At 31.8% G+C, this 23,129-nt stretch carries 24 protein-coding genes; 17 read left to right on the top strand and 7 right to left on the bottom strand.

Features of this window, described 5'->3' with window-relative positions; all coding sequences use genetic code 11:
- Positions 1-6: 6 nt before the first annotated feature.
- From OB7_RS07355 to OB7_RS07330, 6 genes are all read right to left on the bottom strand, one after another.
- Complete coding sequence (locus tag OB7_RS07355) at positions 7-207, bottom strand: hypothetical protein (protein ID WP_114702908.1); 201 nt, start codon at positions 205-207, stop codon at positions 7-9.
- On the bottom strand, positions 207-1,010 hold the full coding sequence (locus tag OB7_RS07350; RefSeq protein ID WP_114702907.1) for an ABC transporter ATP-binding protein: 804 nt from the start codon (positions 1,008-1,010) through the stop codon (positions 207-209). Before OB7_RS07350 ends, OB7_RS07355 begins: the two co-directional genes overlap by 1 nt.
- Complete coding sequence (locus OB7_RS07345) at positions 1,007-1,999, bottom strand: ABC transporter ATP-binding protein (protein WP_114702906.1); 993 nt, start codon at positions 1,997-1,999, stop codon at positions 1,007-1,009. Before OB7_RS07345 ends, OB7_RS07350 begins: the two co-directional genes overlap by 4 nt.
- A 2-nt stretch (positions 2,000-2,001) precedes the next feature.
- A complete protein-coding gene (locus OB7_RS07340) occupies positions 2,002-2,844 on the bottom strand; it encodes an ABC transporter permease (protein ID WP_114702905.1) in 843 nt (280 codons plus the stop codon).
- A 3-nt stretch (positions 2,845-2,847) separates the two neighbouring features.
- Positions 2,848-3,864, bottom strand: a complete 1,017-nt coding sequence (locus OB7_RS07335; protein ID WP_114702904.1) for an ABC transporter permease — start codon at positions 3,862-3,864, stop codon at positions 2,848-2,850.
- Between the two features lie 63 nt (positions 3,865-3,927).
- Entirely contained in the window at positions 3,928-5,745 is a 1,818-nt protein-coding gene (locus tag OB7_RS07330) for an ABC transporter substrate-binding protein (RefSeq protein WP_114702903.1), read from the bottom strand.
- Between the two features lie 248 nt (positions 5,746-5,993).
- Between OB7_RS07330 and OB7_RS07325 the strand changes: the two genes are divergently transcribed.
- From OB7_RS07325 to OB7_RS10085, 17 genes are all read left to right on the top strand, one after another.
- A complete protein-coding gene (locus tag OB7_RS07325; protein WP_114702902.1) occupies positions 5,994-6,932 on the top strand; it encodes an aldo/keto reductase in 939 nt (312 codons plus the stop codon).
- 194 nt (positions 6,933-7,126) lie between these two features.
- Positions 7,127-8,386, top strand: a complete 1,260-nt coding sequence (locus tag OB7_RS07320; RefSeq protein ID WP_114702901.1) for an extracellular solute-binding protein — start codon at positions 7,127-7,129, stop codon at positions 8,384-8,386.
- The gene (locus OB7_RS07315; protein ID WP_114702900.1) at positions 8,370-9,260 is read left to right on the top strand and encodes a carbohydrate ABC transporter permease; all 891 of its coding nucleotides are present in this window, start codon (positions 8,370-8,372) and stop codon (positions 9,258-9,260) included. Before OB7_RS07320 ends, OB7_RS07315 begins: the two co-directional genes overlap by 17 nt.
- A complete protein-coding gene (locus OB7_RS07310; RefSeq protein WP_114702899.1) occupies positions 9,253-10,071 on the top strand; it encodes a carbohydrate ABC transporter permease in 819 nt (272 codons plus the stop codon). Before OB7_RS07315 ends, OB7_RS07310 begins: the two co-directional genes overlap by 8 nt.
- Complete coding sequence (locus OB7_RS07305) at positions 10,068-10,925, top strand: DMT family transporter (RefSeq protein ID WP_114702898.1); 858 nt, start codon at positions 10,068-10,070, stop codon at positions 10,923-10,925. The genes OB7_RS07310 and OB7_RS07305 overlap by 4 nt, the downstream gene beginning before the upstream one ends.
- Positions 10,922-11,965 carry an iron-containing alcohol dehydrogenase gene (locus OB7_RS07300; RefSeq protein WP_114702897.1) on the top strand — a complete coding sequence of 348 codons (1,044 nt, stop codon included), beginning with the start codon at positions 10,922-10,924 and terminating at the stop codon, positions 11,963-11,965. The genes OB7_RS07305 and OB7_RS07300 overlap by 4 nt, the downstream gene beginning before the upstream one ends.
- 14 nt (positions 11,966-11,979) lie before the next feature.
- Entirely contained in the window at positions 11,980-12,819 is an 840-nt protein-coding gene (locus tag OB7_RS07295; protein WP_114702896.1) for a transketolase, read from the top strand.
- A complete protein-coding gene (locus OB7_RS07290; protein WP_114702895.1) occupies positions 12,812-13,738 on the top strand; it encodes a transketolase family protein in 927 nt (308 codons plus the stop codon). The genes OB7_RS07295 and OB7_RS07290 overlap by 8 nt, the downstream gene beginning before the upstream one ends.
- Complete coding sequence (locus tag OB7_RS07285; protein ID WP_114702894.1) at positions 13,735-14,217, top strand: RpiB/LacA/LacB family sugar-phosphate isomerase; 483 nt, start codon at positions 13,735-13,737, stop codon at positions 14,215-14,217. Before OB7_RS07290 ends, OB7_RS07285 begins: the two co-directional genes overlap by 4 nt.
- Positions 14,218-14,226: 9 nt before the next feature.
- Positions 14,227-15,213: a LacI family DNA-binding transcriptional regulator gene (locus tag OB7_RS07280; protein ID WP_114702893.1), complete on the top strand. Its 987-nt coding sequence runs from the start codon at positions 14,227-14,229 to the stop codon at positions 15,211-15,213.
- Between the two features lie 12 nt (positions 15,214-15,225).
- Complete coding sequence (locus OB7_RS07275) at positions 15,226-16,527, top strand: L-fucose/L-arabinose isomerase family protein (protein ID WP_114702892.1); 1,302 nt, start codon at positions 15,226-15,228, stop codon at positions 16,525-16,527.
- 15 nt (positions 16,528-16,542) lie between these two features.
- Positions 16,543-18,492 carry an alpha-glucosidase gene (locus OB7_RS07270; RefSeq protein ID WP_114702891.1) on the top strand — a complete coding sequence of 650 codons (1,950 nt, stop codon included), beginning with the start codon at positions 16,543-16,545 and terminating at the stop codon, positions 18,490-18,492.
- A complete protein-coding gene (locus OB7_RS07265) occupies positions 18,489-19,898 on the top strand; it encodes an MFS transporter (RefSeq protein WP_114702890.1) in 1,410 nt (469 codons plus the stop codon). The genes OB7_RS07270 and OB7_RS07265 overlap by 4 nt, the downstream gene beginning before the upstream one ends.
- A 200-nt stretch (positions 19,899-20,098) precedes the next feature.
- A complete protein-coding gene (locus tag OB7_RS10100) occupies positions 20,099-20,308 on the top strand; it encodes an ATP-binding protein (RefSeq protein ID WP_249031059.1) in 210 nt (69 codons plus the stop codon).
- A gap of 139 nt (positions 20,309-20,447) precedes the next feature.
- Positions 20,448-20,591, top strand: a complete 144-nt coding sequence (locus OB7_RS10095; protein ID WP_249031058.1) for a hypothetical protein — start codon at positions 20,448-20,450, stop codon at positions 20,589-20,591.
- Between the two features lie 42 nt (positions 20,592-20,633).
- A complete protein-coding gene (locus tag OB7_RS10090; RefSeq protein WP_249031057.1) occupies positions 20,634-20,945 on the top strand; it encodes a DUF234 domain-containing protein in 312 nt (103 codons plus the stop codon).
- 35 nt (positions 20,946-20,980) lie between these two features.
- Complete coding sequence (locus OB7_RS10085; protein WP_249031056.1) at positions 20,981-21,139, top strand: hypothetical protein; 159 nt, start codon at positions 20,981-20,983, stop codon at positions 21,137-21,139.
- 237 nt (positions 21,140-21,376) lie between these two features.
- Here the strand turns inward: OB7_RS10085 and OB7_RS07255 are convergent, their stop codons facing one another.
- A complete protein-coding gene (locus OB7_RS07255) occupies positions 21,377-22,573 on the bottom strand; it encodes an ATP-binding protein (RefSeq protein ID WP_211305598.1) in 1,197 nt (398 codons plus the stop codon).
- Between the last annotated feature and the right edge of the window lie 556 nt (positions 22,574-23,129).

Genomic DNA, 23,129 nt, shown 5'->3' with positions numbered 1-23,129 from the left:
GAACAATTACTCATCCTTTTCAATATCTTTCATCTTTTTCCTTTCTTTTAAAACGAAGAAAAATAAAAATATAGAAGTAAAAATAAGCAGAAACAAATTTAAATAAAATTCAAAAGGTCTCTGACCATTTGAAAGATAATAAATTAAAGTTAAGAGCTCTAAAATAAAAGCCCATACAAAAATTGTTATAAGAGACTTAAAAAACATTATATATCCTCCATCTTCTTGTAAAGCTTTGGAATACTTCCTATTAACTGCTTCGTATATTCATGCTTAGGATTTAAAACAACTTCATCTGGTGTTCCTTGTTCAACAATTTCACCGCTTTTCATAACAAAGATTCTGTCTGAAACATAATATGCAAGTCCCAGGTCATGGGTTATAAACATTATAGATGTTCCTTCTTCATCTCTTAATTTTGTTAAAAGCTTTATTATTCCTCCCCTTGAAGAAGCATCAACCATAGATGTCGGTTCATCAGCTATTATAAAACTTGGTCTCAACAACCAACACCTTGCTATCATAATCCTTTGTTTTTGACCACCTGAGATTTGATGAGGAAACTTTCCAAGAACATCTTTGGGATCAAGGCCGACTTTAAATAATGATTCTTTAATTAATTCAAGCCCTTCTTTTTTGGAAATGTTTTTATCCTTTAGTCTTAAAACTTGCCAGAGGGTTCTCTCAACTGGATAAAAAGGATTATAACTTGCAAAAGGATCCTGAAAAACCGCATGCAAATTTCGCCTGAAATTTATTACTTCATCATTATTTTTTATATCTTTCCAGATTTCTTTCCCTTCAAAAATAATTTCTCCCTCTGTTGGAGGCATTAATCTTAATAACATCTTTGCAGTTGTACTTTTTCCAGAACCACTTTCACCAACAAGTGAAACAATTTCATTTTCTTTTACTTCAAAAGATACATTTTTTACTGCTTCAACTTTTCTTTTTGAAAAAAAACCTACTAAGAATGTTTTCGATAAGTTTTTTACAACAAGTCTACTCATGCTCTCTCCTCCGAATATAAAAAGCAAGCAACTTTTCTTCCGGGCTCTATTTCTTTAAATTGAGGTTCTTTTTCTCTACATATATCCATTGCATGTGGACACCTTGGATGAAATCTACAGCCCTTTGGAGGCTCAATTAAATTTGGAGGAGCACCTGGAATTGTTGAAATGCCCCTCTTTTTTATCTCCGGTTCAGGTGTTAAAACAGAATTTAAAAGTCCCTGTGTATATGGATTTAAAGGTTTTTCAACAATTTGATCAATAGGAGAAATTTCCATAATCTTTCCAGCATACATAACAAGCATTCTATCTGCAATTTGCCTTATTGTAGCAATATCATGTGTAACAAAAATAATACTCTTTACAATTCCTTGTCTTTTCATTTCCATTAAAATTTTTAAAAACATTTTTTGATTTACTACATCCAAAGCAGATGTAGGTTCATCCGCAATTAATAAATCAGGATCTAACAAGGTTGCAATTGCAATAACTGCACGTTGTTTCATACCACCACTTAGCTCAAAAGGAAATCTCTTTAACCACATTGGATCTAAATCAACTTTTTCAAATCTCTCCTTGGCTTTTTTTAAAAATTCTTTTTTCGGAATGTTATGAGCATCTGCAAGATGTTCTATATACTTTTCTATTTTAATAGTTGGCATGAGGGCATTCATGGCTGCCTGCGGTATCAGTGCAATCTTTTTCCCCCAAAACTCTTTCTTTACCTGTTCACGTTCCATTGAAGAAATCTCTTTATAATCATTACCAACTTTAAAAAGAATCTTTCCATCAATTAACGTAAGTGGTTTAATAATATTCATCATCAAAATATTAGAAAGAGTAGATTTACCACAACCTGATTCTCCAACAACACCAATAACTTCATTTTCTTTTATCTCAAAAGAAACATTATCAACTGCTTTTACATATTTGTCCTTCAACATGTAATATGCTTTTACATTTTCTATTTTAACTAATGAATCAGACATCATCATTCCTCCCTCAACCTTGGATTAAATACCTCATCCATGGCAGTACTAATAATCAACAATGAAGTTGTTACAGCAACAATTGCAATTCCAGGTGGAACAAACCACCACCAAAGACCACGTCTCATCGCATCCATCATAACTGCCCATTGCAGCATTATTCCGAGGGAGATTCCTTGAGTTGGTCCAAGCCCAATAAGACTTAAACTTGCCTCTCCCATAATTCCTCCATTTATAAATAGAACAAAAGACATAAACGCATATGTTGCAATAGTTGGAATTAAATCCTCAATTATCAGTCTAAAATCTGAATATCCTGCCATTCTTGAAAGGTATACATACTCCCTTGACAAAACACTCATAAGCTGTGCCCTTATTGCCCTTGCAAACCACGGCCACTGGAATAAACCTAAGATAAGTGCAATTACTTCTAGACTTCTAACATTTAAGTAACTTGCAATCAAAATTGCTATTAATACTGATGGCGTGGTAAGTACAATATTAGTAAATGACATTAAAAGATCATCTACTATTCCTCTTTTTACGGCTGAAAAAGTTCCTACAATCGTTCCTATAACTAGCGAAATTATAGACGCTAAAAATCCTACATATAAAGAAGCACGTATTCCATGTAGCAATTGTGCTAATATATCTCTTCCATATGTATCTGTACCTAGAGGATGAACACTTGATGGTGGTTGTTCAAAATCCCACGTCATTTCAGTTGGATCAACTCTATATATAACTGGCCCTAAAATCCCCAAAGCAAGGAAAATGAAAAATATTATAAGGCCGATTATGAATTTCTTACTTTTAAAAAGAGGTTTAAACATAGTTTTAAACATTTCTCATTCCTCCTGACCTAATCTTATTCTTGGATCAATTAAGGCATAAACAAAATCAACAACAAAATTTGCTAGATAAATAGCGGCTATTAAAATCACAAATATACCTTGAATAAGGGGATAATCAAGTGTCGTTAAAGCTTTAAACAATAAAAAGCCTGTACCAGGATAATTAAAAATAATTTCAGTTATAAGTGCTCCACCTAATGCACCGCCTAAGCTTAAAGCAAGTCCAGTAATTTGAGGTAAAAGTGAATTCCTAAAAACGTATCTATAGATTCTTTTATCTTTCATACCAAGTGCTTCAGAAAATCTAACGTAATCGTTTCCAAGTTCATAAATTACCATTAATCTCATACCAATCGCCCAGCCACCCATTGCAGATATAACAATTGATGAAAATGGCAAAATATAATGTTTTAAAGCATCAAAGAAGAAACTCCATGTAAAGCTTGGAAAATGTCCTTGAGTATAAGCTCCTCCAACTGGTAAAATACCAAGTTGTACTCCGAAAAAGTAAATCAAAATCATTCCAAGCCAATAATATGGTATTTGAGAAACAATCAACGAAGTCGTTAAAACTCCTTTATCAATCCAACTATTTCTTCGATAACCTGCCTTTGCACCAAGACTATTCCCCAAAAACCAAGCAGTTATTGTTGCTGGAAGAAGCAAAATCAAAGTCCAAGGTAATACTGGTATAATTAGGTCCAAAACCTTTCTAGGATAATATGAAATAGATGTTCCTAAATCTCCACTCAATGCTTTTATAATAAAATCAAAGTATTGAATATACCATGGCTTGCCAAATCCAAATTCTTCCATTAAATTTTTCTCAGCTGCTCTAATAGATTCAGGGTTTGCTTGAGCAACTTGTGATAACCTAGAAAGTATTTGTGAGAGAGGATTTCCAGGAATTATCCTTGGAAGCAAAAAGACAATTGTAGTAGCAATTATGTAAGTTATTAAAAGAAAAATCAATTTCCTAAAAAGGTACTTCCACATTTGCTTTGAAAACATCTATCTACCACTCCTCACTTCTGGATATAATCCACCCCTGACAAAGCAGGGGTGGAAATTATATTACTTAGATGCATTTTGTAAATCTTCAAATATTTCTTTAGTTGGAACAAGATATCCTCCATTTTCGGTAGTATTAAACCAGGTTGGTACTGGTTTTGGGTTGTTTGCTGGAGAAATACCAAACAATGTTGGTAATGTATTTACATGGAATGGAGAAGGTCTGTACCAGTATGGATTATCTTCTGTTGGCCAATTTGCCCAATATTTATTTGAGAATTCATACCAGTGTGCAGTATAGAATGCTGGTATACTTGGCATATTTTCATAGAAAATCTTTTGAATCTTAAAGTATGCTTGTTTCCTTTGTTCTGGATCAAGAGTTCTTACAGCGGTATCTAACAATTCCATAACTTCTTCGTTTTTATACCTTTCCCAGTCTCCTGCCCAATTTGAAACTCCAACAGGGCTTGTAAGTCTGTAATCACCAACAAATCTGTAAATGTTGTATGGGTGATCAAATCCTGGTCCAACACTCCAGGAAATTATAAGATCAAAAGTACCTTTTGTCATTTTATCTGCCCAAACTGAAAAGTCTGGAAATTCTGTTCTAACATCAATTCCAATTTCTCTTAAATTCTTTGCAATCATTTCACACATCATCATCCAGTCCGACCAACCATATGGAACAGATATTGTATATGTTCCTAGTTTTTTTCCATCTGGGGAAACTCTTATTCCATCTGGACCTTTCTTAAATCCAGCTTCATCCAGAATCTTTTCTGCCATCTTTAAATCTGTTGGCACTCTACCATCTTCAGTTCCCCATACTTTTCTTGCAAGATCATAATCAATGTATTGTTTGTTTGGTTCAAACAAATCAATAACCATTGATGGATGTGCTTGTTTTCCATATCCAAAATATGCTTTCTTTAACATATCATTGTATGGAATTGCAAATGCAATGGCTTTTTTAACAGCAGGATTGTTAAGAGGTTCTTTCGTATTGTTTATATAAAGGAATCCAACTCCATCAGGTAAGAAATATGGTTCTTTCTTATACCATGTACCAATTGGTAATTTTTTCTTTTCCCAAAGATCCCATACACTTGGAATAAATAGTCCTGCCCAGTCAACTTCTCCTCTTTCAAGAGCAAGACTTGCAACAGGATTATCTTTGTAAATAACATGTGCTATATATTTTGGAGCTGGTAGTCCAAATATATCTTTACCCCACCAATCATCTATTCTTTCATAGACAACTATATTAGGATCTGAATGATAAAGTTTGTATGGACCTGAAACAACTTGCTGTTCTGGATTATTATTTATCCAATCCTTTATACTTTCTCCACTTTCTTCAATTTTTTTGTAAACATGTTCTGGTACAGGAATTGTTGTCAAAGCATAGTTAATAAATTGGAAATAATTTACATTATCTTCTTTAATCTTGAATTCTACAACCTTGGCATTTATAGCCTTAATAGATTCAATGTAATTCTCCCAAGCAAGACCTGGTCCAACTCCCATTTTCTTGGTAAGTTCAAATGTGTAAATAAAATCTTGTGCATCTATTGGCCTTCCGTCGCTCCACCTTGCCTCATCTCTTATCTTCAATCTAAGTGTCTTTGAATCTACAAATTCATAACTTTCGGCAATTAAAGGTAGCCATGCGTCTTTTCCAAGATCATAAAGATATGGGGGCAAATACAAAAATTGTTGGGTTCCCCAAGTACTCTGTGGCGCATACAAATTCCAAGTTGTTGCCGGTCCCCAAAGACCTCCTGCAACGTAAATAGTTTCATTTCTTGGAAGAGGAACTTGAGAAAATACTGATAAAGAAATAATAAAAACTAATAAAATCCCAAAAAGCTTTTTCATCCTTTCACCTCCTTGATTTTCTAGAAATAAAGACAAAATCTTTATTTCTTAACACAATTTAACTATATCAATGTAATTATTTACATAAAAAAAAGTTTTGAAACTCAATTTTTTAAATATAAATACAAATAAATGAAAAATACTTTTGCTTACTGTTTATAACTAAGAATATGAGAAATAATATTTATATAGTTGATATGATAATATTTTGTAAGAAACTTAAAAAGAAAACAGAAGGAGATGATATTATGAATTATAGAAAATATGGAAAAAGTGAAAAATTAGTATCTGAAATTGGATTTGGAGCATGGCAACTTGGTAATGAAAAAGACTGGGATGGCCCAAAATATGAAGAGGCTATAAATTTAGTTCATACCGCAGTTGAACTAGGTTGTAATTTTTTTGATACTGCTCCAAATTATGCAGAAGGAAAAAGTGAAATGATTTTAGGCGAAGCCTTAAAAGATTTTAACAGAGAAAAAATAGTGATTAACACAAAAGTTGGACATGTACCAGGGTTAGAAAATGGCTTCGACCCTTATGTAATTCAAAAAACAATAGAAAATAGTTTAAAAAAACTAAAAACAGATTATCTTGATTCTGTTATATTGCACAATCCGCCATTAGAATTACTTGATCAAAAAAGCGAGCAATTTAAAGTGTTAGAAAAGATGAAATCCGAAGGTCTAATTAAAGCATATGGTGCATCTCTCGATTTTTCAAAAGAAGTTGATAGGTTAATAGAAAGAACCTATAGCGAAGTTGTAGAAATTCTTTTTAATATTTTCTTTCAAGATGTAAGAAAATCATTTAATAAGTTGAAGGAAAAAGAGTATGCAGTAATTGTAAAAGTTCCCCTTGATTCAGGGTGGTTAACTGGAAAGCACAACAAAAACAGTCGTTTTACAGGCATAAGAAGTAGATGGAGTGTAAATGATATAGAAAGGCGTGCAATGTTAGTTGAAAAAGTAAGAAAAATAAAAGGTGAAAATGTTTCAATGGTCCATGAGGCTTTAAGTTTTATTCTATCTTACGATGCAATTTCAACTATAGCTGTTGGCAGTAAAAATATTGAACAATTAAAAGAAAATCTAAAAGCAAGCGATATTAAAATGGATATAGAGAAAGTGAAAAAGTATGAAGAATTATATGACAATGAAATAGCCCCTAATCCACTTCCTTGGTGAAAAGCCCCGCAATCCGGAGCTTTCTTTTTTATCATTCCAAAACCAAAAGATTTTTTCAAACATTTAAGAATATCTATAAAAAATTATCTTCATTGGTATAAAATTACATTTAAAAAATATTTTATAAAAGTGTTAATATATGTGTGATAACGTTATCAGATAACGTTATCATACCATTTTAAGGGGGGATTGTTGTGAAAAAGGTGTTGTTTTTAACGCTGCTCGTATTAGTCGTAAGTCTTTTTGCAGGGCCTACAATAAGGGTTTTAGTTTGGGATGATGCATTGACCAGAGCCGTTCTTGAAAAACTTCCAGAATTTGAAAAAGCAACTGGAATTAGAGTGGAAATGGAATTAGTACCTTCCGGAAATGTCCTTCAAAAAATTGCAGTTGGTGTATCTAGCAATTCTACACAGTATGATATAGTTGCCGTTGATGAACCTTACGTTCCACAAATTGGTAAATTACTTGAACCATATGACAAATGGCCAAAAGGAAAGTATTATGAAAAACCAGATTTAAACGTTATTCTGGAAGAAACGTTTAAAGCAGCTGTATTAAGAGATGTAATTGTTGGGCTTCCAATTAATGGTAACGTCTATGTATGGATGACAAGAAAAGACATAATAGAAAAGTACAAAGATGAATTTATGAAAGAATATGGATACGAAATGATGGTTCCACAGACATTTGAAGCACTGCTTGATATGGCAAAATTTTTAAAGAAAAAAGGGATATATGGATTTGCTCCATTTACAAAATCAACAGAAGGTTCTACTTGTGAAGCTATGATGATGTTTGAAGCATATGGTACCACACCTATTATGTTTGACAAGGAAACCGGAAAATATCGTGTTGTTCTAAACAAAGAAAGAGCAAAAAAGGCAATGGAAATGTATAAAGAATTATTAAAGTACGCTCCTGAAGGCGCAAATAACTATGGTCACTCAGAAAGAATTGCCGCATTTAACCAAGGTAAAGTCTTTTCAATGTTCCAATGGCCAGCAATAATTCCTGATCATGAAAATCCTGATAAGTCTATGGTTGTTGGTAATATCATTTATTCAGCTCCACCATCTGGTGATATTAGAAGAGCAGCAGTTAGAGGCGCCTGGGTTCTTGGAATTCCAAAAGCTTCTAAAAACAAAGAAGCAGCTGCAGAATTTGCATACTGGTGGTCATCGTATAAGGCTGGAAAAGAATTAGTTAAAGTAGGAATGACTCCAGCAAGAGTAGATTTACTAAAAGATCCTGAACTTGCAAAAGATAGACCATGGTTTGAAGGAATATTCGAATCTATGAAATATGCTATAAGCAGACCTAGAATCGAAAATTATCCAGAAGTTTCAAATGTGATTAGAACTTACTGGCTTGCTGGTGTAACAGGACAAATGTCAATCGATGAAGCCTTAGATAAAATGGTGGAGGAATTAAAAAATGTCGTTGAAAAATAAAAAAAAGAGGGGTAACTTTCCCCTCTTTTTCCTAATGCCAGCCATCTTATCAGCTTTTGTTGTTCTTATTTTTCCAATTGTCTATGCCACAGGCCTTTCTTTTTTTGAGTGGAATCTAGTTAGCACTCAAAATAGAGCTTTTGTCTTTTTGAAAAACTACATTAATTTATTCAAAGATAAAATATTTTGGAGCGCTCTACTAAAACAGTTTGGTTTTATATTTATAGCTATTCCTATAGAACTTGTTATAGGCTTTTTCGTTGCAATATTAATGAATAGACAATTTAAGGGTGTTAACATATTAAGGTCTCTATTACTTTTACCAGTGTTCATCCTTCCAATATTATCTGGTTTAACTTGGAGTTTTATGCTTCAACCAGAGTATGGAACTATCAACTACTTTCTTTCTTTGATTGGTTTAAAGCAAAAGGCATTTCTAGCATACCCAGGCTCAGCCTATGCAGCTGTTGTTATTCAAGATATATGGAGAATGTGGCCATTTATGTTTATTCTGCTTTATGCAGGTCTTTCTACAATGCCAAAAGAGCTGGAAGAAGCTGCGATAATAGACGGCGCAAATTTTTTTGAAAAACTATATTATGTTATAGTGCCGTATCTTAAACCAACTATAGTTATGGCTATATTGCTTAGAACAATAGATGCTTTAAGAATTTTTTCAGAAGTATATGTAATGACAGGTGGCGGCCCCGGTAATGGAACATTACTTCTTTCTTTGTACATAAACAAGCAAGCATTTGAATATTTCAACATTGGATACGCATCTGCTATGGCAATAATACTTATTATATCTTCCTTAATACTTACAAGATTCCTCATAAAAAACAGTTTTGACTTGGGTGAGAGTTATGAATAAAAAAGCAAAAAATGTAATATTAATAATTTTAGCTTTCTTGATAGTAATAATAGAGATGATTCCAATATTGGTAGTTATCTCAAATAGTTTTAAAAGAGATATCGATATTTTTTCTTCTACTCCTTTTTCCACAAATTTTACTTTAAAAAGCTATATTTCCGTTTTAAAAGATAGAACTTTTTTAAGAGGTATTAAAAATAGTCTTATTGTTGCTTTAATATCCTCTGCATTTTCAGTTATAGTAGGTGCAATGGCTTCATATGGAATAACCAGGTACAAATTTAAAGGAAAAAAATTTGTCGCTTACTCATTTTTAACATCAAGAATGATTCCTCAAATTTCTCTTGCCGTTCCTATGTACATGCTGTTTAGAAGTTTAAACTTACTAGACAATGTTTTTAGTTTAACACTTGCACATATAAGTTTTAATATTCCTTATGTTATCTGGCTCCTTCTTCCATTTTTTGCAGCTATTCCAAAAGAATTTGAAGAAGCAGCAAAGGTTGATGGATGCGGTGAAAAGAAAATCTTTTGGGTTATCTTCATTCCATTAGTATCCCCCGGACTTGTTGTATCATTTGTTTTTTCTTTCATAATGTCTTGGAATGAATTTTTATACGCACTTATATTAACAAACATAAGAGCAAAAACTGCTCCTTTAGTAGTTAACGCCTATCTTGGTCAATACGCACCAATGTGGGGTAAGCTATCTGCAGCAGGTACTTTGATGTTAATACCCGCGTTCGTCATTACTTTAACACTTCAAAAATACATTATAAAAGGTTTAATGGCTGGTGGAGTTAAAGGATGAAAAACTACTTATTTCTAGTATTACTTTCTATCATCTGGGGAAGTTATTACATAGCAAATAAAATAGCAACTTCGTATCAAGATGTATTGGTCGTAGGCTTTTATGTAAGATTATTTGCATTAGCAGTTATGTTAATTTTTACAAGAAAAAAAGAATTATCTTCTATAAAAAATGCTCCCTTTAGTCTGATTTTAATTGGTATTGTAGGCTTTTTATTGGATTTTTTTGCTTTTTTGGGTCTAAAATACTCTACTGCCTCAAATGGAGTACTGCTGCTGAGAACTGATGTCTTTTTTACAAACCTAATTTCTATATTTCTTGGTATCAAATTTTTGATCTTTGATTGGCTTGGAACTTTAATGATGTTTATCGGTATAGCATTTGTGTTTAATATTAAAAGCTTTAGCGTAAATGTCGGCGATTTATTCTTCATTTTGAGCGCATTTTTTGTATCACTAAATGCGTTTTTAATTAAAAATGTAAAGGAAAAATACAATTTAAGTAATTTATCTATAGGTTTTTACAACAATTTGTTTGCTTTGGTATCTTTTTCAGCTCTAACAATATTTAGTGGTTCTTCTTTAAAGATAGTAAACATCGAATCATTTTTATCACTATTCATAGCTGGTGTATTTCAAGTTCTTATTTACATTGTTTACTACAAAGCTATGGAGTTATTCCAAATATGGATCATAAGGACTTTTTTGCTATCTATGCCCATATACGTAATTATAGTTAGTATGTTTTTGTTTCAAGAAAAACTCAATATCAATCAAGTCTTTGGTGTTGCTGCTATCTTAATTGGTGTATTCTTTATCATATTTTCACAAAAAAGAAAGGAGGCAAATTTATGAATTTTAGTTACTTTATGCCTGTAAAAATAATATATGGAAAAGGAGAGTTCAAAAAATTAAAGGAGTATATCGATGAAAACACCATGGTAATCTGTGATCCTTTCCTTAAAGATAAAATCGATTTTGGAAAGGTTGTCTTTAGCGAAATTATTCCTAACCCGCCAACGCAGCAGGTTAAAAAAGCGGTATCAATTGCTAAAAAAGAAAACATAACAACTATTGTTGCAATAGGCGGTGGAAGTACAATCGATACCGCAAAAGCGGTAAGTTGCTTTGCTGAAAATATTGAAAATGAGGTTCCTAAAGAAAAGAAAACAAAATTAATTGTTTGCCCTACAACATCTGGTACTGGAAGCGAAGTTACAAATGTTGGAGTTTATACCTTTTCAAGTGGATTAAAAATGCCTGTTGTAACAGATGCCTTTTGGCCTGACCTTTCCATAGTTGATCCTGAACTTACTTATTCAATGCCCAAAAACGTTACTATTTCAACTGGCCTTGATGCGTTTACCCACGCCATAGAATCATATTGGGCAACATCAACACAAGATATCAGTCAGGCACTCTCCTTAAAAGCTGCAAAAATAATAAAAGAAAATCTTTTAAAATCAGCCAACTTCGACTACTCAGCAAGAGATGAAATGTCAAAAGCAAGTCTTATTGCAGGAATTGCATTTTCACAAACACGAACAACTGCCGCACACGCAATTAGTTTTCCACTAACAAATAGGTATGGAATCCCGCATGGGATTGCTTGTGCATTAACTTTAAGCCACTTAATAGAATTTGTATACGAAAATAATAAATCTATACTGGAAGAGTTTTTAGATTTTCTAAAAACTGATGTTAAAGATTTAAAAGAATGGATAGATAATGCAATAACAGAAGGTGGATTTAGTTTAAAACTTAGAGATTATGGTGTTAAAGAAACTGAATTACCTAAAATTGTTGAAGATTCATTTAAGGCCAATATTATAAAATTAACACCCGCAAATTTCACAGAAGACAATTTAATGCAAATTCTAAAGAAAATTTTTTAGAGGGAGGACTTTGTATGGACAAAGCTACAGAAATCTATCTAAAGAAAAAAGCGGTAAGAGTTAGGCAAAACATACTAAGGGAAATAGGAACTTTAGGTGTTGGACACATTGGTGGTAGTATGTCAATTGTTGAGGCACTGGTAGTACTTTATTACAAGGTTATGAAAATAGACCCAAAAAACCCAAATTGGGAGGATAGAGACAGACTTGTTTTATCCAAGGGGCACGCAGGGCCTGCACTATATGCAATATTTGCAGATATAGGATACATTCCTGAAGAATACCTTGATACACTAAATCAGCCTGAAACAAAACTTCCAAGTCATTGTGATAGACTCGTAACTCCTGGTGTTGATATGACAAGCGGATCATTAGGTCAAGGACTTTCCGCAGCAATAGGTATGGCCATAGCGGCAAAGTTAGACAAAAAAGATATCAACGTATATTGTATTTTGGGTGATGGAGAACTACAAGAAGGCCAGGTATGGGAGGCTCTGCTCTTTGGTGGAAACAAAAGACTGGACAATTTAATAGTCTTTATAGACTACAATAAAATGCAGATAGATGCTCCTATTAAAGAACTTAACGATTTAGAACCCCTTGAAGAGAAACTTAAGGCATTCAAGTGGCACACACAATCGATAGATGGTCATGATATAAATCAAATTTATGAGGCTATAAAAAGGGCAAAGGAAAATAAAGAACAATCATCTGTAATTATACTCAACACAATAAAAGGAAAAGGAGCTTATTTTGCAGAAGGTAAACTTTCTTGCCACAACATGAAGGTTAGCAAAGAAGAATGGCAAAAGGCGCATCAATTGCTTGAAGAAGAGGTGAAAAAATATGAATGAAGAATTAAGAATTCTATACAACAAAGAATTAGTAAAATTAGCGGAAAAAGATCCAAGGATAATGGTGCTAGATGCCGACCTTATGAAAGCACATAGAACAGATATCTTCAAAGAAAAATTTCCAGATAGGTACATTGACGTAGGTGTTGCAGAAGCAAATATGGTTGGCATTGCCGCAGGACTTTCTAATATGGGAAAAATTCCATTTGTGCATTCATTTACACCCTTTGCCACAAGAAGAACTTACGATCAACTTGCAATTTCAGTTGGACTTGCAAATCTTCCTGTAAAAGTCGTTGGATCTGATCCTGGCGTTATGGCAGAATTAAACGGTCAGACTCATATGAGCTTTGAAGATGCTGGAATCATGAGGAATCTCCCAAGATTTATTGTTATCGAACCAGTTGATTTTATACAACTAAAAAAATTACTGCCGCAAATAATCGAATATCAAGGTCCTTCATATTTAAGATTAAATAGAAAAGAAAAAAGAGTATTTTTCAGTGAAAACGACAACTTTGAAATTGGAAAAATATTTGAAGTAAAAGACGGAAAAGATTTTACAATTATTACTTCTGGAATAATGCTATACGAAGTAAAAAAAGTTGTTGATATGCTTGAAAGTGAAGGATACAGCATTAGAGTACTTAATATGCATACATTAAAACCTGTTGACGAGGAAAGCATCGTAAAGGCTGCAAAAGAAACAGGAAAAATATTTGTCGTAGAAAATCACAGTATTATAAACGGTTGGGGTAGTGCTGTTGCAGAAGTTGTTTCAGAACATTATCCAGTTTTTGTAAAAAGAATAGGAATTAGGGATCATTATGGTTTTGTTGGAAAGGCGGATTATTTAATGAAAAAGTTCAAAATTGATTCACAATCAATATATGAAAGCATCAAGGAGGGATTGGCATGAAAATTGTAATCGGCTCTGATAAATCTGGATTTTCACTAAAACAAGAAATAAAAAAATATCTTCTAGAAAAAGGTATCGAAGTTGAAGATGTTGGTATGTACGAAAATGAAGAAGTAAGACCTTATTATGTATCTGCAGCTATGGTTGCGGAAAAAGTCTCTAAAGGGGAATATGAAAGAGGCATTTTGTGTTGTGGCACGGGAATGGGAATGGCAATAGTTGCAAATAAATTCAAAGGAGTGTATGCTTCTGTTGTAGAAGGACCATTTACCGCAAAATTGTCTAAAATAATAAACAATTCTAATGTTTTAACTATGGGAGGATGGCTAATTACTCCTTTTGAGGCAAAGGAAATAATTGACAACTGGTTAAACGCAAAGTTTGCAGAGGGCCTTGACTTCATTGATGAAAACAGAAAGCAATTTTTAGAAAATGCACTAAATGAAATTAGAAAAATAGAAGATAAAAACTTCAAATAGGAGGGAAATATGAAAAGATTTGTAACCTTAAAGGATATTGCAAGAGAATCTGGATATTCTGTCATAACCGTCTCAAGAGCGTTAAACAACAAAGGATATGTAAGCAAAGAAGCAAAAGAAAAAATCCTTCAGGTTGCAAAAAAACTCAACTATGTAAAAAACATTACTGCAACATCTTTAAAATACAACAAAACAAAAACAATAGGCGTAGTTATAGTAGACACTCAAAACCCATTTTATTCAGACATTCTCAAGGGTGTTGAATACGCTGCTAGAAAAAAGGATTACCAAATCCTTTTTATGAATACCGATAGAAAATACGAAATCGAGGAAAAGGCTATTCGCACCTTCCTTGAAAGAAGGGTAGATGGGTTAATAATAACTGCTATGCAAACAAAAATCGAAGATTTGAAATTTCTTCAAGAGATAAATTTTCCAACGGTATTGGTCGAATATCACAACGAAGATTTAAATATAGATGAGGTATATATAGATGACTTAAAGGGTGGCTATCTTGCAACAAAACACTTAATAGAAAGTGGAAAGAAAAATATTCTCTTTTTTGCAGGCTCAAGCTTTAAATATGCAACAAGAAAAAGATGTGAGGGGTATAAAAAGGCAATACTAGAGCATGGCTTAAATGAAAATACATTATTCTCTAAAGAAGGGTTTGAAGAAGCGTTTTCAACATTTAAACAATTTTGGAAAAGAAAAAATGTAAAAATAGATGGTATTTTTTGCTACAACGACATATTTGCACTTGCGGTATTGAAATTCTTTAATGAGGAAGGCATAAAAGTTCCGCAAGATGTAGCAGTCATTGGATATGACGATATAGTATTTTCAAGCATCGTAGGTCTTTCAACAGTAAAAGTTGACAAATTTGCAATTGGTGAAAAGGCTTTTGAAATTTTGCATCAGAGGATAAACAAGAAAAGGCACAAAAAGAAAGAATATGTATTTGACGTGGAGTTAGTTAAAAGAAAAACAACATAAGGGAGTGAAAAAATGAAATCTAAAATTGGCGTAGTTTGCCTTGCACGTAAAACTTTCGATTTTAAAGCAGCAGAAGAAATTTTCAAATCAAAGGTAGAAGAATTAAAAAAGATAGATTATGTAGATTTTAAAATATACGATGAACTTGTAATAGATGTAGAAGATCTTGAAAGGGTATATGAAAACATAAAAGAAATTGATGGGTTGATAATAATTAGTGGTACATTTCATCTAGGTCATCTTGCAATATCCTTGCAAAAGAAATACAAGGTTCCAATTCTTCTATGGGCATTTAATGAGCTTCCATATGATGGAGGCAAAATCAGATTAAATTCGGTATGCGGTTTGAACCTAAATGCTTCTAACCTATATAAATCTGGTGTAGACAACTTTCACTATGTAATAGGTGAAAGAGTAGATGAAGATTGGCTAAAAGCGATTAATATGAAAAAGGCTATATCGGATTCAAAAATTGGAATCCTTGGCAATAGGGCACATGGATTTTTCAATTTAAGTGTTGATGAATTAAATCTTTTTGGGAATTCTGGTACCATTGTAGACTACTATCAGTTAAATGAATTATACGATTTGGCAAAAAATGCAGATGAAAAAGTATATGAAGAAGAAATTTCTAAGGTATACGAAGTTTCAAGCATTTCAAAAGAACAGCTAAAAAAAGTATCAAAATTAACTTATGCCCTAAAAAAATTCTTGGATGAAAAAAAATTAGCAGGTGTCGCTATTAGATGCTGGCCAGAATTTGCAGGGGACTATGGAATATCACCTTGTGCAGCCATGTCATATTTACAAGCAAAGGGATATATAACAGGCTGCGAAGGTGATTTAGAAGGAACACTTTCTATGATTGCAGCAAAAGCTGCATCTAATAAAACTCCATTTCTTGCAGATCTTTCGCAGGTCGATCTAGAAAAAGATGAAACCCTGTTATGGCATTGTGGAGTTGCCCCTGCAAACCTCTGGGATGGGAAATCAAATAGAAGTTTAGACACTTACTTTGCAGGCGGAAAAGGTGTTACAGCGGACTTTGTTTTAAAAGAAGGTGAAATTACTATTCTCAGGATAGATTCTGCCCGCGGAAAAACAAGAGTGTTTGCCGAAAAAGGAAAGGCCTTTGAGATGGAAAAACTCTTAAAGGGAACATATGCAAAAGTAAAGTTTGAAAAGCCTGTTAAAGATGTATTAGATAGATTAATTACAAATGGCATTGCACACCATGTTGCAATGGTTTACGGTGATTATTATAGAACATATAAAATATTTGCAAAGATAATGAACTGGCAGTTTCTTGGATAAATAGGGGTGACCAAAATGCCTAATTTTGAATTTAGCATAGAAAATCTAAAATTAATAGAGCATTCTATAAATAATCCTTGCTTTTTCGTTGGAAGAGCAAATGAATATGTAAATATGTACCGTGGTAATTTTTCAATTAAAGAAAAGAAAGTAAAAAAAATCCCTTTAAATAAATTAAAAATACAAAATAATGAGTACGTATTTGGAAATGATTCTGAAGATCTATTAAAGGTTGTAAAAAATTTTGATACTCTAGAGTTTATACCTCTAAAGAAAGATTTAAACAGGTTGTGGATAAAGATAAATTCAACGAAAGATGAAAAGATATTTGGACTTGGCGAGCAATTTTCTTATGTTAATCTAAAAGGGAAAAAATTCCCTATCTGGGTCTCAGAACCGGGTGTTGGAAGAAATAAAAAATACTATGTAACATGGCTTGCTGATATCTCAGGAAAAGCAGGAGGAAATTACTATACAACAAACTTTCCACAACCTTATTATCTAAGCAGCAAAGGTTATTCCCTTCTTGTTGAAGGCAGTTCGTATATGAACTTTGATTTTACTAATAATGATTATATCGAAATTGAATTTTGGGATTTTCCAAAGATTAAGTTTTTCTATGGAGAAAGTTATAAAGATATCACTGAAAAATTTACAAGTTATGTTGGTAGACAGCCAATTTTACCTGATTGGGCATTAGACGGTATAATACTTGGAATTCAAGGTGGAACTGATACTTTATTTAAGAAGTTAGAAATTGCAAAAAAATACGGTATTAAGGTCAGTGGTGTATGGTGTCAAGATTGGGTTGGAAAGAAAGTAACATCCTTTGGAAAAAGATTATTTTGGGACTGGAAATGGAATAAAGAAATGTATCCAAACCTTGATGAAAAGATAAAATATTTAAAAGAAAATGGAATAAGATTTTTGGGATACATCAATCCTTATTTGGTAAGTGAAGGAACTCTTTACAAAGAAGCATTAACAAACAACTTCTTAGTAAAAAACTCGAAGAGGGAGCCTTATTTAATTGACTTTGGGGAATTTTACGGTGGAATTGTTGATCTTACAAATCCCCAAGCATATGAATGGTACAAGCAAGTGATTATAAAGAATTTAATTGAATTTGGTCTTGATGGTTGGATGGCAGACTTTGGAGAGTATTTACCATATGATAGCGTCCTATACCAGGGTGATCCCAAAAAAATACACAACTTCTGGCCAGTTCTTTGGTCCAAATTAAACTATGAAGCATTAAAAGAATCTGGAAAAATAGGCGAAATATTATTCTTTGTTAGATCTGGCTTTACTGGTTTTCAAAAATATATTCCTCTTATGTGGGCGGGTGATCAACTAGTAAACTGGTCAAAAGATGATGGAATTCCCTCTGTAGTAACTGCTTTCCTTTCTTCTGCAATTTCCGGTGTAGGCGTAACACACTGTGATATAGGAGGTTATACATCATTATTCAACGTAAAAAGAACCCCTGAGTTATTCATGAGGTGGGTTGAACTTTCAGCATTTTCTCCGGTTATGAGAACCCACGAAACAAACAGACCTGATTCAAACATTCAATTTGATTCATCTGATGAAATATTGAAGCACCTTTCAAGAATGGTTGAGATTCACAGCAAGCTCAAAAGTTATATCAAGTTTTATTTAGAAGAATATCAAATGACGGGCACGCCATTAATTTATCCCGTATTTTTTGAGTACAAAAATTTTTATGTGTTTGATGAGTACCTTTTTGGAAGAGATCTACTAGTTGCACCTGTTTTGAAAAAAGGCAAAAAAACTAGGAAAGTAAAACTTCCCGAAGATGAATGGGTCCATCTTTGGAGCGGCAAAACATACAGCGGGGGAGAATATGAAATTGAGTCTAAATTAGGTTATCCTCCTGTGTTTTATAGAAAAGGTTCTAAATTTTCAAAGCTCTTTGAAAATATCGGAGGGGGGAGTATATGAAAGTTAAGACAAAAAACATTATTCTATACGGTATGGGAGATATTTTCGGTGGAGGATCTTTTATAGTAATAGGCACTCTGTTTTTGTTATTTTTAACTGATGTTGTAGGTCTAAAACCATCTTATGCAGGTCTTGTTTTAGTTATAGGTAAGATTTGGGATGCAATTTCAGATCCATTAATGGGGTATATTTCAGATAATACCAAGTCTAAATTTGGAAGAAGAAGAGTATACTTTCTTGTTGGGATCTTCCCCATCTTCTTAAGCTTTTTTTTACTTTGGTATCCATTTTCAGGAAGTTCACAATTAAGTTTATTCCTATATTATTCATTTGCATATATCCTCTTTTCAACCGTTTATACACTGGTTATGGTTCCATATACAGCTCTAAATGCTGAAATGACGGAAGATTTTAAAATAAGAACTAAATTAACTGGTTCGCGTATAATGTTTTCACAGATTTCAGCTCTTATTTCAGGTGTTTTACCAAAATTGATAATAGATAGTGCAAAGACAAAATCTGAAGGTTTTCTAAAGATGGGTATAACATTCGGAATTTTATACGCAATTCCATGGATCTTTGTCTTCTTAGGAACATTCGAAAAAGTTAAGGTTTCATCTAAAAAAGAATCCTCAGGTAACTTGTTTACAATATTTAAAAACAAAATGTTTAGACTTCATATGTTAATGTATATATTTGCATATACCGCAATGGATATTTTAATGGCACTCTTTATTTACTATCTTACTTATTACCTTGGAAAAGAAAATCTATTTTCAATTTGTATGGGAAGTATATTAATTTTCCAGATTATATCTCTTCCTCTCTACGTAAAAATTTCCAATAAATTTGGAAAGGCAAGGGCTTATCAAATTGGTTTATCGATTTGGGTATTGGGTATGACTTTGCTCTTTTTGCTACCAAAAAGCACCTCAAATGTTGTACTAATAATCAATAGTGCAATAGTTGGAATGGGGCTTTCTGCTGGAGTTATGATCCCATGGGCTATGATACCTACAATAGTGGATATTGATGAACTTATAACTACCAAAAAACGAGCGGGGTTATACTCTGGAATGATGACATTAATAAGGAAGATTGTGCAAGCTGTAACTTTGTTTTTGTTGGGGGTTTTCTTAGATCTCATTGGATACGTTCCAAACACAACACAATCTGAAACAACTCTTTTGTGGCTTAGACTTTCATTTTTCCTATTCCCAGTAATTTTACTTATCCTTGGAATTATTGTTTCATTGAAATACAAAATCACACCTGAGATTCACAAACTGCTAATGAATAAATTAAACGACTTTAGAAACGGCAAAACAGAAGTAGACGAAAATACAAAGGAAATTATCGAAAAAGTAACTGGTTACAAATATGAATCTTTGTATAAAGCTGATTGATACATTATCCCCCGAAAGGGGGATTTTTTAATATCAACTTTGATTGATTAATTTCAAGCATTCTTTGATTTTATATCTTCTTTAAAATTATTATGTCTGTAATATGTTGGATAACATAATGTTGACCAACATAATGTTATATGAAATATAATATTTGCGTCGGGAGGCGATTTTAATGGAATTTTATAATAAAAAAAGAATTGAAATTTTTTGATGAAATTAAATCTCAAAGGCAAAAAAATATTTTTATAGTCGTTTATGGAAGAAGAAGGATTGGAAAAACTACACTCGTAAGAAAAGCTTTTGAAAAAGAAGAAAATGTTTTCTATTATTTTGTAGATGTTTTAAAGCCAAATAACTTGCTTGAAAAAACTAGTCTTTCGTTTTCAAGAGCTGTTTTTAAAATTTGAGTTTGTCATTTTCGATGAATTTCAAAATTTCAACAAAGTTTCCCCTTCCATACTTTTTTCTCTTCAAAAAGCATGGGACAAAATTAAATACTGAAACTATAACACAAAACTCATTGTACTAGGTTCATACGTTGGACTTATGAAAAAACTATTCTACGATTACATAATGCCACTTTTTGGAAGAAAAGATTATTTAGTAAATATTTCCGAAATTTCAGAACTATCAAAGATTGAAAAAACCTCACTTCCACTTTATTTAAAAGAATTAGAAGAAGAATATTAAATTGTAAAATCTATCGAACCACTTTTCCCTCAAAAAAAGAGAATGAAAAAATACAAAATAAATGATTTTTATTTTGATTTCTATTTTAATTTTATACGAAAGTACATTTCAACCATAGAATTTTCTCCGGAAAAAAAGCTAGAATTAATATGGAAAAATCTTCCTCAATATTTTGGATTAAAATTTGAAACAATTTGTCAAAGATTTTTGAAAGAAACACCAGAAGTTTTAGGATTTATTCCAGAGAAAATTGGAAATACGTGGGGAAAAGTTCCTGGAAAGAAAAATGAATCATTTAATATAGACATAGTTGCATATGACTCAGAAAATGTTGTTTTTGGTGAATGCAAATAGACTAACAAAAAGTTGGTATGGAGGATTATAAAAAATTGTTAATTAGAAGCAGCTATGTGGATTTTGGAGAGAGAAAGAAAAAATATATTCTCTTTTCAAAAGCTGGGTTTGAAAGTGAATTGCTAGGTATAAAAGACTTAATTTTATTAACCCCTGAAGATATTGTAGAAAAAATTAAATCAAACGTACCATAAAATTCTCATATTTTTTGATACAATTTCTACGTCATTTCACCATCAGAGTAATATTTATTTGAATTTGTTTTTGTAAATCATTATTAAGCACGAATAGCATGAGTTATATGACTTATAACATTTGAAATAGAATCCAATATTTTCTTTAAGGATCGAGATTTAGTTTTTCAAATACTTTTAAAATTATCAGATACAACTTTTTTTATTTCATAAAAAGGTATTATTTTGACCTTTGTTTTATCCAATTTTTTTTTCATGTTTAGATAGCAAATTTACAACTATGGCTTCTTTTGGTTGATACTTTTTAATGAAACTTCTTAAAGCTCTTGTAATTTTAAATTTTTTTAGATTTGTATATTTAACTTCTATAGGAATATAATCTATACCTTTTCTTAAAATAAAATCAACTTCAGCTTTGTCTTTTGTCCTCCAATAATGAATAGAAAAATCGTATTTTTTTGATAAATAATACAGATTTATATAAACAAAATTCTGAAATAAAAAACTGAAGTCATTTACATTTCCAAATTCACCAGATGCATAATTTTTTAAACCCAAATCTTTAAAATAACAAACTGGTGATTTTGTTAATTCCTTTGCTTTATTTGTGAAAAATGGTTGGATCGAATCAATTACATAAGTTTTTTGAAGATACCAGATATAATCTTTTAAAGTTTTTGTAGATATTCCTGTTTCTGATGAAAGATTCGAAAAATTAAGAGTTTTACCAGTTAAATGTGATAGTATTCTAACTAATAAATTAAACTCACTAATTTTGGCAACTTTTAAAAGACTAACTATATCTTTTTCTATGTAACTTTGATAAATTTCTTTGATTATCTCATTTTTTTCTTTTAAACTTGTTTCAAGTATAACTCGAGGATAACCTCCAAAATTCATGTATTCTTCTAAAAAAGATAGAGTTTTAGTTTCTTCTAAACTAAAAAATTTTTCTAGTTTATTCTCGTATTTGTAACCTGTCTTGTAATTTACAAATTCTTCAAAAGTTATAGTTGGAAGTTCAAAAATTCTTTTTCTTCCAGCAAGTGATTCCTGAATTTTTTCTTTAAGATTAATACTTCCTGAACCTGAAACTATGAACTTATATGGTAAATTCATATCATATATTCCCTTTAAAAATAATCCAGCATTTTCTTTTCTCTGTATTTCATCGATAAATACATAACCTTTAGAATCTCCAATTTCTAATTCAATTTTTTTTAATAAATCTGCTTGTGATTTAAAATACTTCATTTCTTCTTCTATATCAAGATTCAAGAACAAAGTTTTTTCTCCAGATGAAATAAGTTCATTTTCAATAACTTTCATTAATGTAGTTTTTCCACTTTGTCGCGGACCGGTAATAACTGTAATTTCAGGTTTGTTTAAATGTTCTTTTATCTCTTTAAGAAGCTCTCTTTTTATTAGATTCATATTTTCACCCTCTTTTTTGAAAATATATTCATTTAAATTATAACACGAAAATTTAGGAAGTATACTTCTAATTTAGTACGAGATTTTTAGAAATATACTTTATGAATAGCCCGATATTTTATGAAGTGATTTAGGAAAATAATAAAATAAAAGGCAATAAATTCAAAATTTTAGGAGGAAGTCTTCCCGATTTCATTATACCAAAAACTATTAACGACTACCTCCGTTTCGTACCTCATCAATTTTTCTGTCTATTTGTTGCATACAACCGAAAATGTTGCTTTGGTAATTGCAATTGGACTGACAAAAAATTGATATGGAGGATTATAAAAAGTTGTTGATTAGAAGCAGCTATGTGGATTGTGGAAGGGAGAAAGAAAAATGTATTCTCTTTTCAAAAGCTGGGGTTAAAAATGAATTATTTTGTATTAATGTTCTGCTCTTAATTATTCCAGAGAATATGATAAAGTAAAGCAAATAGTAGTTACTCTGTTTATTTGATAATATACAAACTATTTTTTAACAATATATGAAATTTTAGTTATTACAACTTGAC

Origin of the sequence: Thermosipho africanus Ob7, assembly GCF_003351105.1 — a bacterium.
GTDB lineage: Bacteria > Thermotogota > Thermotogae > Thermotogales > Fervidobacteriaceae > Thermosipho > Thermosipho africanus.
This window is presented reverse-complemented; position numbering and strand designations above follow the sequence as displayed.

Excerpts from the sequence above, each read along its gene's own strand:
- OB7_RS07355 (WP_114702908.1), bottom strand. The coding sequence starts at position 207 with ATGTTTTTTAAGTCTCTTATAACAATTTTTGTATGGGCTTTTATTTTA.
- OB7_RS07350 (WP_114702907.1), bottom strand. The coding sequence starts at position 1,010 with ATGAGTAGACTTGTTGTAAAAAACTTATCGAAAACATTCTTAGTAGGT.
- OB7_RS07345 (WP_114702906.1), bottom strand. The coding sequence starts at position 1,999 with ATGTCTGATTCATTAGTTAAAATAGAAAATGTAAAAGCATATTACATG.
- OB7_RS07340 (WP_114702905.1), bottom strand. The coding sequence starts at position 2,844 with ATGTTTAAAACTATGTTTAAACCTCTTTTTAAAAGTAAGAAATTCATA.
- OB7_RS07335 (WP_114702904.1), bottom strand. The coding sequence starts at position 3,864 with ATGTTTTCAAAGCAAATGTGGAAGTACCTTTTTAGGAAATTGATTTTT.
- OB7_RS07330 (WP_114702903.1), bottom strand. The coding sequence starts at position 5,745 with ATGAAAAAGCTTTTTGGGATTTTATTAGTTTTTATTATTTCTTTATCA.
- OB7_RS07325 (WP_114702902.1), top strand. The coding sequence starts at position 5,994 with ATGAATTATAGAAAATATGGAAAAAGTGAAAAATTAGTATCTGAAATT.
- OB7_RS07315 (WP_114702900.1), top strand. The coding sequence starts at position 8,370 with ATGTCGTTGAAAAATAAAAAAAAGAGGGGTAACTTTCCCCTCTTTTTC.
- OB7_RS07310 (WP_114702899.1), top strand. The coding sequence starts at position 9,253 with ATGAATAAAAAAGCAAAAAATGTAATATTAATAATTTTAGCTTTCTTG.
- OB7_RS07305 (WP_114702898.1), top strand. The coding sequence starts at position 10,068 with ATGAAAAACTACTTATTTCTAGTATTACTTTCTATCATCTGGGGAAGT.
- OB7_RS07300 (WP_114702897.1), top strand. The coding sequence starts at position 10,922 with ATGAATTTTAGTTACTTTATGCCTGTAAAAATAATATATGGAAAAGGA.
- OB7_RS07295 (WP_114702896.1), top strand. The coding sequence starts at position 11,980 with ATGGACAAAGCTACAGAAATCTATCTAAAGAAAAAAGCGGTAAGAGTT.
- OB7_RS07290 (WP_114702895.1), top strand. The coding sequence starts at position 12,812 with ATGAATGAAGAATTAAGAATTCTATACAACAAAGAATTAGTAAAATTA.
- OB7_RS07285 (WP_114702894.1), top strand. The coding sequence starts at position 13,735 with ATGAAAATTGTAATCGGCTCTGATAAATCTGGATTTTCACTAAAACAA.
- OB7_RS07280 (WP_114702893.1), top strand. The coding sequence starts at position 14,227 with ATGAAAAGATTTGTAACCTTAAAGGATATTGCAAGAGAATCTGGATAT.
- OB7_RS07275 (WP_114702892.1), top strand. The coding sequence starts at position 15,226 with ATGAAATCTAAAATTGGCGTAGTTTGCCTTGCACGTAAAACTTTCGAT.
- OB7_RS07270 (WP_114702891.1), top strand. The coding sequence starts at position 16,543 with ATGCCTAATTTTGAATTTAGCATAGAAAATCTAAAATTAATAGAGCAT.
- OB7_RS07265 (WP_114702890.1), top strand. The coding sequence starts at position 18,489 with ATGAAAGTTAAGACAAAAAACATTATTCTATACGGTATGGGAGATATT.
- OB7_RS10095 (WP_249031058.1), top strand. The coding sequence starts at position 20,448 with ATGAAAAAACTATTCTACGATTACATAATGCCACTTTTTGGAAGAAAA.
- OB7_RS10090 (WP_249031057.1), top strand. The coding sequence starts at position 20,634 with ATGAAAAAATACAAAATAAATGATTTTTATTTTGATTTCTATTTTAAT.
- OB7_RS07255 (WP_211305598.1), bottom strand. The coding sequence starts at position 22,573 with ATGAATCTAATAAAAAGAGAGCTTCTTAAAGAGATAAAAGAACATTTA.